The sequence below is a fragment of the Pseudohaemophilus paraphrohaemolyticus genome (assembly GCF_003253115.1).
GTDB lineage: Bacteria > Pseudomonadota > Gammaproteobacteria > Enterobacterales > Pasteurellaceae > Haemophilus_A > Haemophilus_A paraphrohaemolyticus_A.
The window spans coordinates 39374-57181 of sequence record NZ_QEQF01000001.1 but is presented as its reverse complement, the minus strand read 5'-3'; the positions used below and the strand labels follow the sequence as shown (position 1 = coordinate 57181).

Sequence of the window (17808 nt, the reverse complement as noted above, 5' to 3'; positions counted from 1 at the left end):
CTTATTCTAATTTCTTGCGGTTAAATCTTCCGTTGCCCATTTTACTTCTTCATTGGTATTTTGATTTTTGATAAAAACATCCAACTGATTAAAGGCAATCTCGATTCCGTGTTGTTCGAAAAGTTCGTTAATACGGCGGTTTAGTTGGTCAATGGTGCGAATACGTTCGCTTAATTGCCCCACATAAACACGCAACTCGTGATCTAATGTGCTTGCCCCAAATGAGAGGAAATATGCCATGGGTGCAGGATCTTTAACTACTGTAGTAGTTTCTTCGGCAGCTTGAAGCAATAATTTCTTCACTAACTCTAAATCTGAGCCATATGCTACACCGATACTAATCACTAAACGAGTCATTGAATTGGTTAACGCCCAGTTCACCACGCGTTCAGTAATAAAAGCTTTGTTTGGCACAATCACTTCTTTTTTGTCATTGTCGATTAAAGTAGTTGCTCGAATACGGATTTTCGACACTGTTCCATTAAATGAACCGATGGTGATCATATCGCCAACACGAATAGGGCGTTCAAATAAGATGATAATGCCTGAAACAAAGTTCCCAAAAATTTCCTGCATACCGAAACCCAAACCAACCGATAATGCCGTAAAGAGCCATTGTAGCTTAGACCACGACATTCCCAAGGTTGAGAAAGCAAAAGCTGCTCCTAACACCACTAATAAATAGGTTAATAAGGTGCTGATGGTATAAGGCGTACCTTGAGAAAGCGAAAGATGCGGGAAAACAAACGTTTCCAGTAAACCACTTAAATTCTTAATCAACACATAGGTTACCACAATAATCACTAGTGCAACCAATAGATTAAGTAAGGTTATCGACTCCATTACCACACCCGCATCAGTCGTCATACTTTGTTGCCAGAGAGTCACGCCTTTTAAGTAATAGGCTACCGTGATGAGATCAGACCAAACCCAATAAAGCGCTGCAAATAAGCCAACCCAGAGCACAAAATCAGTTACTTTCAGCATCTGATTTTTGATCTCGCTCAGAGCCATTTCATCTGCTTTGATTTCGAATGGTACATCCTCTTCACCGAAGTTGTGCGCTTGTTCATTGCTTGCCTGTTTCGCTAAAGACTCTTTTTTCTCAAGCAAACGGCGATGTGCTAAACGGCGGGAAGAAACCGTAAAGCCACGATAACATACATTTCGCACGATAATCCAAGTAGTTACCGCAAAATAAGTTGAAATCAGATGTTCAATGATGACTAATGATGTGTAGTAATAACCCATCACAATCAACACAATCAACGCAATCGGTGCCAGCAACAAGACCAAACGCACAAAACTTAATGCTCCTTTGGGTGCGTGAATATCCTCTGCTGTGTTTTGATACGTTGAAATCGCTTTTCTAAATCCAGGTGCGATAATAAAGACTGTCATTGCCAACACAGTAATGGTCATAATTTCGCCCAATACATCATACGTAATACCCGTTTCCACATTGGCAAAAATGGAAGTGTTAAGCAATAAACCAATAACCCAAACTGAGCGTTTTAGAATGTTATAGAACAACTCATTACTTTTTTGTGGCATATCAAAATGCTGATAACCAATGCCATGAGGACGAAGAATTGCCATCATAAAGGCAAAGCAGAACCAATAGCCCGCCATTTTCAAGCCCCACGGCCAGATCGGAAGTGGATCTTGGAAACAGATGTAAGTCACCAAAATAAACACCGTTAAAAACATAAAGGTGCTTGGCAAGCATAAAATCGTGGTTAAAAGAATCGCTTTAGGTGTATTCCATTGGCTATCGGTTTCTACCGATTTCATTCTGTTATTTATCTCGGTTAATTGGCGTTTAATGTTCTCTTTTTGACGCAAAATCAAGCCAATTAGCAACAATAAACTACCAATTAAGAGCGTGGCAGGAATCACATTGTCACGCCAATTTGAAAAATCGAACTGTTTGCCAATCTCTTCTAACTGAAATCCAAGTGTTGGGCCTAGTTTCGCAAACCACGCAAAATCAATCGCATTATTACTTTTTACCCAAAAGCTTTGCTGTTGCAATTTTTGTTGCAACTCATCACTGATGGTTTGCACTTGTTTCTGGGTCAGTTCAATGTTGATCGCTAAATTCAACTGAGCATTCATCGATTTAATCAATTCCACAAAAGTTTTCGTACGAGCTGATAAAATCTCCGTTAGGTGTTTCTTTTCAGCATCTGTAAAAGTGTTTTTCTCCTCTTTTTCAAGCTTCGCAATATAACTTTTAGGATCCGCAATTTTATCTTTGAACTCAGTCATATCAAAAATATTCACACGGAGTTCATTTATACGTTCTGCCAAACCTTTGATCATCTCATCTTGTGGCAAAGCCGCACGCTGCTTATTGATAATACGCGAAAGCACAAGAGAGCCTTGCAAAGAACTAATCTGCTCATCCAAATTACGTTGTGTTTGCTCTAAGTTATCCAACACACCTTTAATACGCAAATTTTCTTGCGAAAGCTCATTCATTTTGGTGGTTTGATCAAGCAATTCTTGGGACATTTTTGCATTAAAATCCAATGCACGAACAATCACAGGATTGCTCTCCGCATTTACATTTTTTTCAAGCGTTTGCGTTGCTTGCTCCACTTTTACTTTAGAAGCCTGCATCAATTTTTCACTAATCGCTTGCTGAATAGCAGCAAGTTCATTTTGCAATTGTTGCTGTTGTAATTTTTTCTCTTCCAACTGACTATTATAGAGTGCCGAAAGATCTTCGTTACCTCGCAATAATGTTTGGTTGTAGCTATTTTGTAAATCTAACAACGCCAACTCTGTGGTGAAATTCACTTTTTGTTCATCACTGATATTTGCCCCTAGCAAAGCAGAATTAATTGCTTGCTTATGCGTGACATTGTTACTCAAAGCAGTTTGTGCTTTATCGGGCACTGCATTTTGGGTGACTAATTTTCCATTTAACGATGCCATTTCTGTTTGTAAATTATTCAATGCATCTTGCTTAGCTGAAAGCAAACCCTGCAAATCATCTAGCGAAATATGTTCAAATGACGGCACTGTCACCGTACTATTTTTTAATTTGGTAAGATTGTCTTGGCTCTTTTTTAAACTCGCTTTGGAATGTTCAATTTCACTATTTAACGCTTCATTATCCGCTTTCTGCTTCGCAATTTGAGCCAACAACGATTGAGTATCTTGCAAGGTTTTTAATGTTGCTTTCGTTGCATCGGTTTGCTCCGCTTTTTGCAACGTTGCAATCTGTGCCTGCAATGCTTTTTCACTCGGTAAATCAGCCTGTGCGAGTGAAATACCAAAAATCATCGTAGCAAAAACGAAAAAATATTTCTTCATCATAAATTATCCTTACGGGTGAGCCCTAGTTTAACGGCAATCTCAGATTTTAGTTGTTGTCTGGAAATTTTAATGCCACCTTGTTGTAAATTTTCATCTAACGGCAAGTAGCAAATCGGGTGTTTAAATCTTTCTAAATGCTGTGTCGCAAAATTTTGTAGTTTTTCGACCGCTTGTGTTGAGAATGGTTCGAGCAAATCCACCACTGCCACAGGGCGTTCGCCAAACTCAACATCTGCAATCGGTACAATAAAAATCTGCCTGAGTAAACCTGAAGCGAACAACACTTTTTCTACCTCTTCGGGCTGAATATTCTCCCCCCCCGAAATAAACATATTGTCTAACCGCCCTTTGACGATTAAATGACCTTGCGCATTCCACTGCCCAAGATCTTTCGTTTGCAGCCAACCTTGTGCATTAGTAAGCGGTCGAATCTCGGCATTTTTTTGCCAATAACCCAGTGCTAAACAATCGCCTTTTACCCAGATTTCATTATCAACCAAACAGACTTCCCGCCCTTTCAATGTCTTACCCACATTGCCTAACTCATTTTTTACAGCACAAATCGTCGAAGCCATCTCGGTCATACCATACCCCGAAAAAGTAGTTATTCCCTGCACTTTCGCTTGTTGAACTAATTCCGCAGGAATAGCGGCTCCGCCAAGCAAAACCGTTTGCTTTTTCGACCGCTTGTGAAATTCCGCTGATACCAAATAACGTTGCATTTGGGTGGGTACAAGGGAGGCGTGCGAAACTTGAGAAAGCAGCTTAAAAAAATCTGCTTTATCTTCATTCACATAGAGCGTCGCCCCTTGTGAAAGCCAACGCCACACAATCCCCTGCCCTGAAACGTGAAACAACGGCAAACTCAGTAGCCAGCTATCGCCTTGTTTAAAATTGAGTAATTCACACACACCTTCCGCATTCGCTAGATGGTTTTTGATGCTATGCACCACGGCTTTTGGCGAACCTGATGAGCCAGAAGTGAGCGTTAAAGTAGCAGGAGAGGCATAATCTAAAGTAGGCAATTCACAAGCGGTAAGATTTTCATCAAAATTTGTAAAAAACTGATCGGTAATCAAAAACTGAATGCCATATTGCTCGCAAAGTTGCATTGTTTTTTCTGATGAAAATGCAGGATTAAGCATTAAGATCTGCTTATTTAACGCAATTACCGCACAATAACTGAGCAACCCGATTAAGCGATGCGAGCCTTGATAGCCAATTAATTGAGCATGTGAAAAGGGGGGCTGAGAAGAGAGAAAAGTCGCCGTTTGAGCGATGAGATGGTAAAAATCTTGCCAACTAATTTGCTCAGGCAAAAAAGGGAAAAAGCGACTTTCCCCTTTTTCCCAAACAATAGCGATGCGTTCAGCATTCGCCTTATCATTTGCTTGCCCACCTGCTTTATTTCCCCAACAAGCGGTAAAAAAATGCGAAGATTTCACCATAGCAATTTAAACAAATAAATCTTGCACGCGTTTAATCAATTTTTCAGGCAACCCCATTTCACTCATCACATTAGTGACAATCAAACCTTTGCGGTTAGTATTGTTATTGGTTACCACCCAAAATGGCGAGCTTGGAATTTGCTTCGCTTTTACGCTATTGCCGTGCTTTAATAATGAAGCTTCATCTTTAGCAAAATAAGTTCTTGAATTGCCCGTTACCATTTCTGTTGCTTTCGCAAATGCATCAGGATTATGTTTATATAAAGCCTCAAGCAATGTCAGAAAACGCACCACGCCTTTTGCTGGTTCAGTAAATAAAGCTGAATCTAACACTTTTTGTAACTGCTCATTAGAAGATCGCTTAACTTCCGACTTAACAAGAGGTTCGTGGTGCAAATGTTTTTTCTCTTTTGGTTTTGCCATTTCTTTGAGTTCATCAATCACATTTTGCTGAACCAGTGCAAATGGCTGAGGTGATGAAGGTAAACGTAATAGACGACGCAAAATATCAGAGGCACTTTCGCCAATTGATTGTGTTCTGCTCGCAATGTAATGATATAATTCATCATCGATTTCGATATTTTTCATCTTATCCCCTTAATTTACTTGAATTTTACTGACCGAATATAGCTTGGCATTATAATCAAGTTCAGGATCTTTTTGTAGATAAAAATCACTCAAATTTAGTGAAAAGAATAACTTATGAATAAAAATTTACTTTTAAATTATCAACTCCAACCTGCCACCGAAAACCCAAATGCCCAAACAATGGTATTTTTACACGGCTTATTTGGCGATATGAATAATCTTGGCATTATTGCTCGCAGTTTTGCTGAACAATTTAATATTTTACGGGTCGATCTTCGCAATCACGGGGCGTCATTTCACGCTGATGAGATGAATTACCCCTTAATGGCAGAAGATCTGAAAAATCTGCTGCTTGCCCTTAAATTATCAAATGTTATTGTGATTGGGCATTCAATGGGGGGGAAAACGGCAATGACTTTAGCACATATCGCACCAGAACTGGTGGATAAATTGGTGGTAATTGATATTGCTCCAACAAAGAACCCAACACATCGCCACGATGCTAATTTTGCAGGTTTATTTGCGGTAAAAGAGGCAAAACCTGCCAACCGACAAGAGGCAAAAGCAGTGCTTAGCCAGTTTGTGAAAGATGAAGGCGAACAACAATTTATGCTGAAAGCCTTTGACTCGCAAAAACCTGACTATTTCCGCTTTAATCTCACAGGCATTAAAGCTAATTATCTCAATATTATGGGCTGGCAAGCGGTCTATTTTGATAAACCAACACTCTTTATTAAAGGCGGCGCTTCTGATTACATCCAAGCAAAGGATACGCAAACGATTTTAGAACAATTCCCGAAAGCAACCTCTTTTGTTGTCGCGAATGCACACCATTGGGTGCATGCCGAAAAACCCGAAACTGTTGTGCGTGCCATTCAAAAATTTTTAGAAAAAAACTAATAGAAAATAGGAACAATATGAAAGATACGATTTTTTCCGCACCGATTGAGAAATTGGGTGATTTTACCTTTGATGAAGCGGTGGCAGAAGTTTTCCCTGATATGATCCAACGCTCCGTGCCAGGTTATTCAAACATTATCACTGCAATTGGAATGTTGGCTCAACGCTTTGTGACTGATAATTCCAATATTTATGACTTAGGCTGCTCTCGCGGTGCGGGGATTTTATCTATCCGCCGCAATATTCAGGGAAAACAGGCGCAAATTATTGGGGTTGATAATTCTCCCGCGATGGTTGAACGCTGCCGAACACATATCAATGCCTATCATTCCGATGTACCTGTTGAGGTTTTATGCGATGATATTCGACAAGTCGAAATTGAAAATGCTTCAATGGTGGTGCTAAATTTTACTCTGCAATTTTTACCTCGTGCTGATCGTTTAGCTTTGTTGAAAAAGATCCACCAAGGATTAAACCCAAACGGCATTTTGGTACTTTCGGAAAAATTCACCTTTGAAAATGAAACAATGAATGAGTTGCTGATTGATTTACACCACACCTTCAAGCGCGCAAATGGCTATAGCGAGCTAGAAGTGAGCCAAAAACGCACGGCATTGGAAAATGTAATGCTCACCGATAGTATTGAAACCCATAAACAACGCTTACAAGAAGCAGGCTTTAGCCAAATTGAACTTTGGTTCCAATGCTTTAATTTTGGTTCAATGATTGCGGTTAAATAATCCATCAATCATACTATAACAAAACCCCCAACCATTTCTGATTGGGGGTTATTTTTAACTTAATCTAAGCAATCAGAGATTACCAGAATACACGCATACCTACACCGATAGCTTTGTCAGCTTTTTTGCTTGTGTAGTTGTAGCCATTGTTCACGTAATCAAATGATTTAGTACGTGCGTATTTACCTTCTACGAATGCAACCACTTGTTTGTGGAATTTGTAGTCAACACCAAGTAAGAATGCATGAGTAGTTTCTTTAGAATCTTCTTTAGTTTTCACACGTTCATATAAGTAGTTACCATATACTTTAGATGCTGGAATTACTTGATATGAGAAACCAGGTGATACATAGAATTTGTTTGTTTTACTTGGTTGATCGTTAGCTACGCCTGCTTTTTCATAAGCATAACCGAAATCACCTGTTAATTTGAAGTCGCCAAATGAATAACCAGCAGATGCTAAGTAACCATCTTTACGATGTTTTAAAGTATTAGAGCCAGTTTCGTAGTTAGTATGACCATAAGCTACACGAACATCATAGTTGTCTTGTGCGTATAATGCACCTACACCGTATGCATTTTTAAGAAGATTCTCTTTTTCGCCGAATGAGTAGTGACCACCAACTTGTAAACCTTCGATACCTTTGTAGTCATAACGGATTACACCTTTATTTGATGTAGAAATGTAATCACCTTTTGGAATTAAACCATATTCGTAATCGTCAGCTTGGCTTAAGTCATCAGCGATAGTTACTTGACGACCGAAAGTGATGTCACCATATGCTTTGCTGCCTAAACCTACGTATGCACGGTGTGCGTACATATCACCGAAACCATCACGAGTTGCGCCTTTGTTAAAACGGAACTCTACACGACCTAATGCATAGAAGTCTTCGCCTAATTGGTGTTTAGCCTTTACGCCAAAACGTGAACCTGCGTTACGTAATGCTGAGTTTGATTTTTTAGTATCAGCTTGACCTGCTTGGGTTGTTTTTACATTACCTTTTTCCATAATTAAACGTAATGAACCGTCGAAATCAACTTTTGTACCATCTGCGTCTACTACGGTTACCGCTTGTGCTGAAGCTGCTGCTAATGCTGCTACTGTTAATGCAACTAATGTTTTTTTCATAATGACCACCTATCTATAAGGTTTGTTTTAGTAATACGTCCTTTAAAACTAAAGAACCATCTTAAAAACTTGCGAACATCTAAACCTTTACATTTGTCTAAATGTTTGTGCAAGCGAATAATGGCAAAAAGCGAATACAGTGTCAATAGTTTGGTGAAAAGCTGCTCTCATAAAATTATGCTTTAAAATCAATATGTTACAAATCAATTGTAAAAAATGGAGCTAAAAATGAATTTATTTTGCATTCCACTTCACAAAACAAACCAAAGATAACCATTTGATTTTAAACGAGTTTTATTTCATTTTTCTTTTAGAAATAAAGTTCAGACAAAAATAAAAAATATTTTGTGACTTAGATCACATTTTTGATATTTAATTAGAAAAATGTCTATTTTTTCAACAAACCCTACACATTGAAACCTAAAAAAGCTCAGGTATAATGATTTCAAGACCAAGTTAAAACGAATAATGAGTGCCAATATATGAATGCTTTTATCGAAAAAATTGAAGAAAATCTTGCACAATTTACCCCATTTGAAGACGAACAAGCGACCGTTTTCGGCAATTATTTTGCTAAAAATGAAGCCAAAGTTTCATTTTTTATTGGTGAAATTCGACATACCGCAGCAATATTAAGCCAGCAAAATGAGGTTGCTTATGCTGAAATTTATGCTAAAAAATTGCTCGAACAGGTTGATGCTTTACAAAAAGCGGTAAAATCTATTCAGAAAAAAAGCAAATTGGCCGCTTTTTCTTCCAATTACCGTTTCCCAAGAAACGTCCACGCCTTACCTGTAGGAAAACGCTTAATTGAATACAGAAAAGCATTAAGGATACTCAATGACAAAATCAGCTGGTTACTTGATAAGCAATATCACGCTCCAAATGATGCTGAAAGAACCCACTATCAGCAACAAATCCAAGAAACCGAATTTAGAAGAAAAAAATGTTTGTCAGCGATTGAGAGATTAGAAGAGCATTGATCGCTAAAATAAACAGAGCGTTTTAAGACAATTAAAACGCTCTTTGTCAATTTATAAAGAAATTTAACCGCTTACTACTCTAACCCCTGCGAAGAAAGAATCATCTGGCACTGATAAGGTGTGGCAGGTAATACTTTTGATTTTGGTGTGCTTGATTTTGGTGCTGGTTCAAACCACGAATACAATTCAGCCCCACATCCATCACCTGCAGGTAAAGCGGCTTGATTTTCACAATTTTTTGCATCTTGCGGGCAACTTAAACGCACGTGAATGTGTGAATCGTGTCCATACCAGGGGCGGATTTTTTGTAACCAATTACGATCTGCTTTCTCGCTGTTGCATAATTTCACTTTAATCGCAGGATTCACAAAAATGCGGTTCACACGGCTATCTTGTGCAGCTAATTTAATTAAATTGAACTGGTTAGGCGTCCACACGTGCTCATCAACAATATGTCTATCGCGATCGACCATCAATGTCGCTAATCCTGCAGGATTACGTGCCGTTTCATCATCCATTGGTCCGAAACGTAACCAAATATCTGCATCCAACCCTGTTTGATGACTAGCATGCCCTGAAGAGAAGCGCCCACCTGCTGGCATTCCCATATCGCCAATTAAAATCGGTGGAAGCCCAGAACTTTTCGCTCGCTGACCTAATTTGGTAAGGTAATCTAAAAGCTGTGGATGCCCATAATAACGATTTTTCACTGAACGAATCACTTGGTAACCCTCGCCCTTTAATGCCAACGGTTGAGCACCGATAATACAGCCATTGCTATATCCACCGATAGATTGCGGCTGCCCTGAAATAGGTGTACGGATCTTTTCCCATTGGGTTGCAACAGTAGTTACAGAAAATAGTGCTAAGCTTGATACTAAAACAGTTTTTATTAATTTCATTTTGTTTCCTATATGCCTAGGGCCTCTCCCTAGGTTACGTATAAATGGGTCCTTATAGGGCTCTTTACAACAACGCCCAACTCAAATTAGACACTAAATGACACGGCTTACATTGAAAATAGAACATCTCGTGCAATGGCTTAGCTAATTTCCAATCCCCACCACAACAAGGGCAGGTGCGATGGTGTTCGACTTGTTCATCATTGCCTAAACGGTAGAGATAATAATAGACAGGTACGCCCGTTTCTTGTTCAATCTGACGAGCAAGTGCCATACCTTGCTGGCTCAGTTCGCTCTGATATTCGCTAATTTCAGCAAGAGCTGTTTGCTCTAATGCACCGCCATTCATCTGTAGCTGATCGCACGCTTGCCAACTCTCTTGCCATTTGATTACCGCTTCTGCAAGCGGTGGATTTTGTTGTAAAAGTTGGTAAAGTGGCACAGGTTTTAAGCTATTGCCCGATTTAATCGGCGAACAACTATCCAAATAGGTAGTGTAAAGCATCAGAAATTCTGGCTGTTCATCACGGCTGGTTTCGTCTGCCTGATAATCTTGCCCGATAATTTCAAAACCTGCAAATTCTACGCCAATTTCGTCCGCTTGTTGGAACACCTCATTGACCCATTCATTGTTCCATTTCGGCAATAGGCTTTCTTGTTCGGGAATCGACACTCTCGCTTCAAAATGATCTTGATGATAAGTTACACCAAACTCACGCCCGATAATTTGCCCGTTATAACGCCACTGATTGATGATTTGCGAAATGGCAGTGACAGGATCGGTTTCAAAATTCGCATAATTAAAATACGCTACGGCTTGATACATTAGGCTTTTTTCCTCTCTTGTTGCACCACAGAAGTCGGCTCTTGATGGATGATAACCTCCGACATCGGAAATGCTGCCAAAATTTTCTGCTCAAGGCTATCAGCAATATCATGTGCTTCTAACAGCGTGAGATGATCTGCCAATTCCAAATGCATCTGAATAAAACGTACTGCGCCTGAGCGACGAGTAAGAATATCGTGTACGCCAATGATATTCGGGTGTTTGGTCGCCATCATCACAATTTGATCGATCTCTTCAGGTGGCAATGCAATATCTAGCAGAATATTGACCGCTTCCCAAAGCATTTTCAATGCATTAAAGGCAATATAAAGAGCGATTAAAATCGCAAAAATCGCATCAGCATAAATCAAGCCAAATAAGTTGAGCACCATCGCAATCAGAATTGCTACGTTCATCAATAAGTCGGTTTGATAATGCAGAGAATCCGCTTGAATAGCAGGACTTTGCGTTAGCTTTACCACTTTTTTCTGATAAATAACCAACACTGCGGTCACAATAATGGAGATGATACTCACCAAAATCCCCAGTTGCGAATCTTCAATCAATTGCGGATTTGTCAGTTTATGGAAGCCTTGCAGTAAAATGAAAATCGCTGAACCACTGATAAACGCGCTTTGAGCAATCGCCGCAAGCGATTCTGCCTTGCCGTGCCCGAATGCGTGATTTTCATCGGCAGGTTGCAAGGCAAATTTGAGCACGAACATACTCACCAGTGAGGCGAATAAGTCTAGCACCGAGTCGGTCATCGCTGCCAACATCGTGATTGAACCAGTTTTCCACCAAACAAAGGCTTTTAATAAAATAAGAAAACACGCCACCGCAATCGCAAACATAGCAGCGCGTCTTACTAATTCTACGTATTGTTTTTCCATCGTTAAAATAACATAAAGTTAAAATAAAAAAGTGGGCGTTAAACCCACTTTTCTTCGCTTGCTTTTAATTAGAAATCTAACAATTCTTTCTCTTTATCACCAAGCACTTCATCTACTTTCTTGATGAAACCATCAGTGATTTTTTGGATCTCATCTTGTGCTTTACGCTCTTCATCTTCGCTGATTTCTTTGTCTTTTAACAACGCTTTGATTTGATCGTTCGCATCACGACGCACGTTACGGATCGCAATTTTACCTTGCTCGCCTTCACCTTTTACGATTTTGATTAAATCGCGACGACGCTCTTCTGTTAATGGTGGAAGCGGAACACGGATTGTTGTACCCGCTGAAGATGGGTTTAAACCTAAGTCAGAGGTTAAAATCGCTTTTTCTACCGCAGAAATTAAAGAACGATCGAACACGTTTACCGCTAAAGTACGTGCATCTTCTGCTACCACGTTTGCTAATTGACGAAGTGGTGTTGCTGCACCGTAATATTCCACTTGAATACCATCTAAAAGGCTCGGTTGTGCACGGCCTGTGCGGATTTTAGAAATGTGGCTTTTTAACGCTTCTAAGCTTTTTTCCATACGCTGTTGCGTATCTTTTTTGATTTCGTTAATCATCTATTTTTCCTTTGATTGAATAAATTTAGAACAGCTAAATTAAGAAATGGTTGTACCTTCAGTGGTTCCCGTAATCACTTCGCGTAATGCACCCGCTTTACCCATATTAAACACTCGAATTGGCATACCGTGGTCACGTGCAAGGGTGAATGCTGCTAAGTCCATTACTTGTAACTCTTTGTCGATCACTTCAGCATAAGTCAATTGATTATATAACACTGCATCAGCAAATTTTGCAGGATCTTTATCATACACGCCATCCACTTTTGTCGCTTTTAACACTACATCCGCTTCAATTTCAATACCACGTAAGCAAGCCGCTGAATCTGTTGTAAAGAATGGGCTACCTGTTCCCGCTGAGAAAATCACCACACGACCTTCACGCAACATTTTAATCGCTTCAGACCAGTTGTAAGTATCGCAAATCCCGTTTAATTGGAATGCAGACATCAACTTCGCATTAACATCCGCACGGTGCAACGCATCACGCATCGCCAAACCGTTCATCACGGTTGCAAGCATCCCCATATGGTCGCCTACAACACGGTTCATCCCCGCTTTCGCTAATTTCGCCCCACGAAATAAGTTACCGCCACCGATTACGACGCCAACTTCCACGCCCATTTCGATTAACTCTTTAATCTCAAGTGCCATACGATCCAAAATCGATGGGTCAATACCAAAGCCCTCATCACCTTGTAAAGCTTCGCCACTTAATTTTAACAAAATGCGTTTATAAATCGGTTTGCTCATTTTAATTGCCTCTGTGAAGTGAAAACAAAAATCGTGGTATTATAAAATAAAACGGCTGGATAAACTAGCTCATTCTGCTATCTCAAACTCAGTCTTTCACAATGACTTTTCTCTTGAAATATAAATATTCAATAAGCGGTAAATTTTTATTCGTGTTTTACAAACAAAAAAGCCTTTATCGCTTTTCACTATAAAGGCCTTAATACATTTAGATTTTACGCAAACCCTTTCAATCCAACCACTTCAACCAACTCTTGGTTATTGGTGATCTTACGCACTAACTTATAAGTCGTACCGCGTTCTGGGCTGATATTTTCTGGAGCAGCAATTAGCAGCTGCATATCCAAGCGCTCGCAAAGCTCGAAGAGCGTATTGATAGACATCGCATCAAGTCGCGCAGCTTCATCCAAGAAGAGCAAGCGACAAGGGAGAATATCTTTCGCTCGTAGGCGACGAGACTCTTCTTCCCAGCTTTGCACTACCATTAACAGGATAGACATCCCCGTACCGATCGCCTCACCCGTTGAAAGTGCACTACTTTCCGCACGTTGCCAACCATCTGCACCACGGTCGGTTTCAACTTCTAGATCGAGATAATTGCGGTAATCTAACAACTCTTCGCCAATGGTTTGCGGTGTACGTTGTCCCATATCAATATGCGGGTTCACACGTTTATGCAACATCGCAAATGCTTCTGAGAAGCTGAGTTTTTCACTCTCAAACAGATCTTTGTGCTGTTCGCGATCTTGACTCAATGCATTCAATAACATCGCGTGTGTATCGCGAATTTTCACATCTAAACGCACCCCTTTTACTTGACCGAAAGCGATATTTTGTAAACCTTGGTTCAATTGAAGAATACGATTTTGCTCACGCTGAATGGTTTTACGTAAAATATTTGCCACACTTTCTGCACTGATCGCCAATTTTTTCTCACGATTCGTCAGTTCACTGGTTAAGCGAGAAAGCTCAATTTCCATCTGCTCAATCGCATCAATTGGATCATCTGTTTTGATAATATCTTGGCGAATACGCTCACGTAAATGGCGATAAACTTCAATAAAGAATGCTACTTTCGTTTCTGGTTTACGGCTATCTTCAGACGCTCGCAAGCTATCACGCAAGTATTCGTTATTCGCCACAGCGGTACGTAATGCACCCAACGCTTTATCCGAAATCGAACGCAATTCATCCGATGAATGATACGCCAATTCACGGCGGTTCAAGCGTTTTTCCACATCGCTGTTGCGAGAAAGTTGTAACACCAAGCACCAGCTAGCTTTCGCTGCTACCACAGTGGCACGTTGATTTTTATAATCACGTTCAACTTTACGCAATTCGCGACTAAGGTTCTCAATTTCTGCTTCAATGCTGCCCAACTGTTTATCAAGGAACGTTTTGCGCGCACGTTGTTGGCTTAAGCGTTGATGTAACTCTTCACGACGCTCAATAGCACGCTCTTCCGCCTGAGCATCACCACGTACGCCCAGCATATCCATCTCACGGATAAGCTCTGCCAACATCTGATTTTTCACCTCATAGGCACTACGTAACCCTGTTAAGGTTTGATGGTATTGGCTGTATTGCGATTGTGCTTGACGCAATTGATGACGAGCCTGCTCTCGCGTTTGTTGAGCCTGTTCCAACTCCGCTCGTAGCTGTTCGGTTAAGCGAGAACCTTCCACACCCACCGCATCTTCATAACTGAAATGTACACGGCGTTGCATTACATCTGAAAGTGCAAACACTTTTTGTTGCAATGCTTTTTGGGTCTGTTTCGCCTGATTGTATTCCGTTTCCAGCTCTTCAAAACGGATTGGATCGTTACGAAGTGAGCTGGCAATTGGCTCAAGCTGAGCGATATAGTTGCCATATTGACGCACAAATTGCTCATCATCTTCTGCTTCCGCCAATTGTTCACGGCAAATTTCTGCACGCTCAATTAACACTTCGTCATCAAGTAAATCGGCAAGCGGTAAAATTTTGCTTAACAATTGCAATTGTGTTTTGACCGCATCCAATTGATTGCGAAGTTGCTGTTCGTTTCCGACCGCTTGATTAAATTCACGCTCAATTTCGCTACGCTCTGCCACAACCGCTTGCATCGCCTCTTCTGGGTTTTCTTGGAACGCAAGATTTAAATGCGTGCCAACAAATTGGCTTAAATGTTGATGCAAGCGTTGGCATTTTTGCACATCAAACGAAAGTTCTGCGTGTTTTTCCGCCACTTCATCGCGTTCGGCTTTCAATACTTCAACATGTTTTTCACGAGCGGCACGACCAAACAACGGCACAGCAGGGAATTTCGAATAACGCCATTGACGCTCTGAAACTTTTACTACTACGCCCTCATTCAACTCATCAGCACTAAAGACAGCGTCATCAAAGGCAGTTGGATCGCCTTCGATTAAATAGAGATCGTCTGGGCAATCATCTAAGGTTTCGAGCTGTGCTTTTACAGTCTCTAAATCGCGTACCACAATTGCGTGACGAGCCTCGCCATATAATGCCAAGAAATAAGGGGCATCTTCAAGTGATACATCATCATAAAGCTCAGAAAGCAACACGCCACCAAAGCGTTCTGCCAGCTGATTTAAACGCGGATCTTCCGAACCATCTGGCTGGCTCAGTTGTGAAATCTCATCGCTTAATTGCTGTTCTTTGCGTGCCAACGCATCACGAGCAAGCGTTGCTTCACGCTCTTTTGCCAGCATATTTTGCATAAATTGCAGCACCGCTTGGCTTGCTTCAAATGTTTCGCCACACTGCTCTTCCAAACGGGTTAAAGCAGATTGAGCGGTGTGCCACGCAGGAGCATTTTTTGCCAATTGGTTATATTGATTTTGGAGCTGTTGTAGCTGTTGGCGTTGGCTTGAACGAACCTCAACAAGCTCGGCAAGTTCCGTTTCTAAATCTTCGCGTTTTGCCTGTTGCTCTTCAAAGTGATTTTCAAGCTCGTCTGCGTGACTAAACTCACTTTGCGTTCTTTGATTAAGCTCTGCCAACAAGCGTTTTGCTTGCTGTTGTTGTTGCAAGCGTTGTTCAAGCTCGTGCAATTTCTGGCGTAATCCGACCGCTTGTGTCGCACGCATTTTTTGTTCAGGGAAAGCATTAAGCAGTGATTTAGCTTCCTCAAACGCTTGCAAGCGGTCTGTTTCGCCCACAATTTTGCAAACTAATTCATAGGCTTTTTCAAACTGCTCTTTCGCCATATCTGAAACAGATAAGCGTTGTTCTAAGTCGAATACTTGGTCAGTAATTTCATCAGCTTGGGCTGAAAATTCTGCGTGATAATCTTCAATATTGTGTAAGTCTAAATTCGCCAAACCTGAAAGCTGTTTTGCTTTTTCAAGGGCAGCAATGGCTTGTTGATATTGCAAAGCACGAGTTTGTTGAGCATCTAATGCTTGTTGATAATCCGCAAGCTGTGCTCGCAAATCTTCCACGTGTGCTTCCGCATCATCAGCTTGGTGTTGAGCCATTTCCACCGCTTCAGAAACTTCCTCAATCACCATCTGTTGCTCTTCAAGCTTCTCGTTGAGCTCTTCAACATCATCTTGATAACGTTCTACTTTCTCTTGATGGCGTAATGCATTTTGCACCAAGTTTAAATGATCGTTCGCAGAATTAAATTCTGCCTCTAGCCCTTGTTCAGTCGCCTCAATTTCTGCCGATTCACGACTAAATTCTACTAAACGATGTTGCTCAAGCTCACGCTTCGATTTTAAATTCGCCCACGCTTGGCGGAAACCCAACGCCTGTTGAATATTCCCTAAACGCTCGTTTGCATGACGCATATAATCTGCAGATACGTAATCGGTTGAGTGAGTAATCAACTGCTTAAACATATCACGATCTGACTGTGTAACTTTAATCGCTTCAAGCGTCATGCGGTTTTCACGCAATGCCGACTCCATATCTTGGAATGCTTGGCGAACGCCCGTATTTTCTGGCAATAAGTAATCACGTAGCGACTTGGTAATCACACTTGAAATACCGCCGTAAAGCGATGCTTCGATCAATTTGTAGAACTTACTACGATCGCTTGCGGAACGTAAACGTTTCGGCAATACGCCCACATCAAACATAAAGCTGTGGTAATCGGTAATGGATTGATATTGCTTGAATTGAACGTCCGATTGCTCAAATTTTTCTTTTACTTCATTCAATGCCAACACGCGTGCTTTGGCGCCCATTTGTTCGGTCAGAATATAGATAATCTGCTGATCAAAGGGTACGTTTTGTAATGAAAATGGACGAATATCCACTTTTTTGTCTCGCCCAGCAATCTGTTGCAAGCGCACGCCTGTGATAACACGCTGACCACGAGAGTTCACACTTTCCAACACCGCATAACAAACACCCGCTTTCAATTTACCATATAAACCTTTATCACGTGAGCTAGAAGTCGAACCTGCTTCTGTCGTGTTACGGAAGTTTAAAAGCGTTAAATCAGGGATTAAGGCAGTGACAAAACCCGCCATCGTGGTTGATTTACCCGCACCATTACCACCCGAAAGCGTGGTGACCAATTCATCTAAATCAAAAGTACGAGCAAAAAAGCCGTTCCAGTTAATCAGCGTTAAGGAGCGGAATTTGCCGCGTTCAATCTGTTGTGGCGGAATTGTCGGTTGCACAATTATTGTCTCTTGTGCGTTCTCTTCTAAAATTAAATCCGTGTTACTCATTA

Annotated in this window: 13 protein-coding genes; 3 read left to right on the top strand and 10 right to left on the bottom strand. The window is 40.8% G+C overall.

Annotation, left to right across the window (positions count from 1 at the left end; translation table 11 throughout):
- Positions 1-6: 6 nt before the first annotated feature.
- Genes mscK through seqA form a run of 3 tightly spaced genes read right to left on the bottom strand, consistent with a single transcriptional unit; the run spans position 7 to position 5363 of the window.
- A complete protein-coding gene (gene mscK / locus DPV92_RS00235) occupies positions 7-3327 on the bottom strand; it encodes a mechanosensitive channel MscK (protein ID WP_111353062.1) in 3321 nt (1106 codons plus the stop codon).
- On the bottom strand, positions 3324-4775 hold the full coding sequence (gene menE, locus DPV92_RS00230; RefSeq protein WP_111353061.1) for an o-succinylbenzoate--CoA ligase: 1452 nt from the start codon (positions 4773-4775) through the stop codon (positions 3324-3326). The genes mscK and menE overlap by 4 nt, the downstream gene beginning before the upstream one ends.
- Positions 4776-4781: 6 nt before the next feature.
- Positions 4782-5363 carry a replication initiation negative regulator SeqA gene (gene seqA / locus DPV92_RS00225; RefSeq protein ID WP_111353060.1) on the bottom strand — a complete coding sequence of 194 codons (582 nt, stop codon included), beginning with the start codon at positions 5361-5363 and terminating at the stop codon, positions 4782-4784.
- A gap of 114 nt (positions 5364-5477) precedes the next feature.
- On the opposite strand from seqA, the gene DPV92_RS00220 reads away from it, so the two are divergent.
- Both DPV92_RS00220 and cmoA read left to right on the top strand, forming a co-directional pair.
- Entirely contained in the window at positions 5478-6263 is a 786-nt protein-coding gene (locus DPV92_RS00220) for an alpha/beta fold hydrolase (protein WP_111353059.1), read from the top strand.
- A gap of 17 nt (positions 6264-6280) precedes the next feature.
- On the top strand, positions 6281-7003 hold the full coding sequence (gene cmoA, locus DPV92_RS00215) for a carboxy-S-adenosyl-L-methionine synthase CmoA (protein WP_111353058.1): 723 nt from the start codon (positions 6281-6283) through the stop codon (positions 7001-7003).
- 79 nt (positions 7004-7082) lie between these two features.
- Here cmoA and DPV92_RS00210 read toward each other — a convergent pair whose 3' ends face one another.
- Complete coding sequence (locus DPV92_RS00210; protein WP_111353057.1) at positions 7083-8135, bottom strand: porin; 1053 nt, start codon at positions 8133-8135, stop codon at positions 7083-7085.
- A gap of 482 nt (positions 8136-8617) precedes the next feature.
- On the opposite strand from DPV92_RS00210, the gene priC reads away from it, so the two are divergent.
- Entirely contained in the window at positions 8618-9118 is a 501-nt protein-coding gene (priC, locus tag DPV92_RS00205) for a primosomal replication protein PriC (protein WP_111353056.1), read from the top strand.
- Positions 9119-9192: 74 nt separating this feature from the next.
- Here priC and mepA read toward each other — a convergent pair whose 3' ends face one another.
- The 6 genes from mepA to mukB all read right to left on the bottom strand — a co-directional run bounded on the left by mepA (position 9193) and on the right by mukB (position 17806).
- Positions 9193-10020 (bottom strand): penicillin-insensitive murein endopeptidase, encoded by an 828-nt coding sequence (gene mepA, locus DPV92_RS00200; RefSeq protein ID WP_111353054.1) that lies wholly within the window; start codon positions 10018-10020, stop codon positions 9193-9195.
- A gap of 64 nt (positions 10021-10084) precedes the next feature.
- Positions 10085-10846, bottom strand: a complete 762-nt coding sequence (locus DPV92_RS00195) for a Zn-ribbon-containing protein (RefSeq protein ID WP_111353052.1) — start codon at positions 10844-10846, stop codon at positions 10085-10087.
- On the bottom strand, positions 10846-11739 hold the full coding sequence (locus tag DPV92_RS00190) for a cation diffusion facilitator family transporter (protein WP_111353050.1): 894 nt from the start codon (positions 11737-11739) through the stop codon (positions 10846-10848). Before DPV92_RS00190 ends, DPV92_RS00195 begins: the two co-directional genes overlap by 1 nt.
- 68 nt (positions 11740-11807) lie before the next feature.
- Positions 11808-12365, bottom strand: a complete 558-nt coding sequence (gene frr, locus DPV92_RS00185) for a ribosome recycling factor (RefSeq protein ID WP_005706753.1) — start codon at positions 12363-12365, stop codon at positions 11808-11810.
- 39 nt (positions 12366-12404) lie between these two features.
- Entirely contained in the window at positions 12405-13118 is a 714-nt protein-coding gene (gene pyrH / locus DPV92_RS00180) for a UMP kinase (RefSeq protein ID WP_005708728.1), read from the bottom strand.
- A gap of 215 nt (positions 13119-13333) precedes the next feature.
- Positions 13334-17806 carry a chromosome partition protein MukB gene (gene mukB / locus DPV92_RS00175; protein ID WP_111353049.1) on the bottom strand — a complete coding sequence of 1491 codons (4473 nt, stop codon included), beginning with the start codon at positions 17804-17806 and terminating at the stop codon, positions 13334-13336.
- Between the last annotated feature and the right edge of the window lie 2 nt (positions 17807-17808).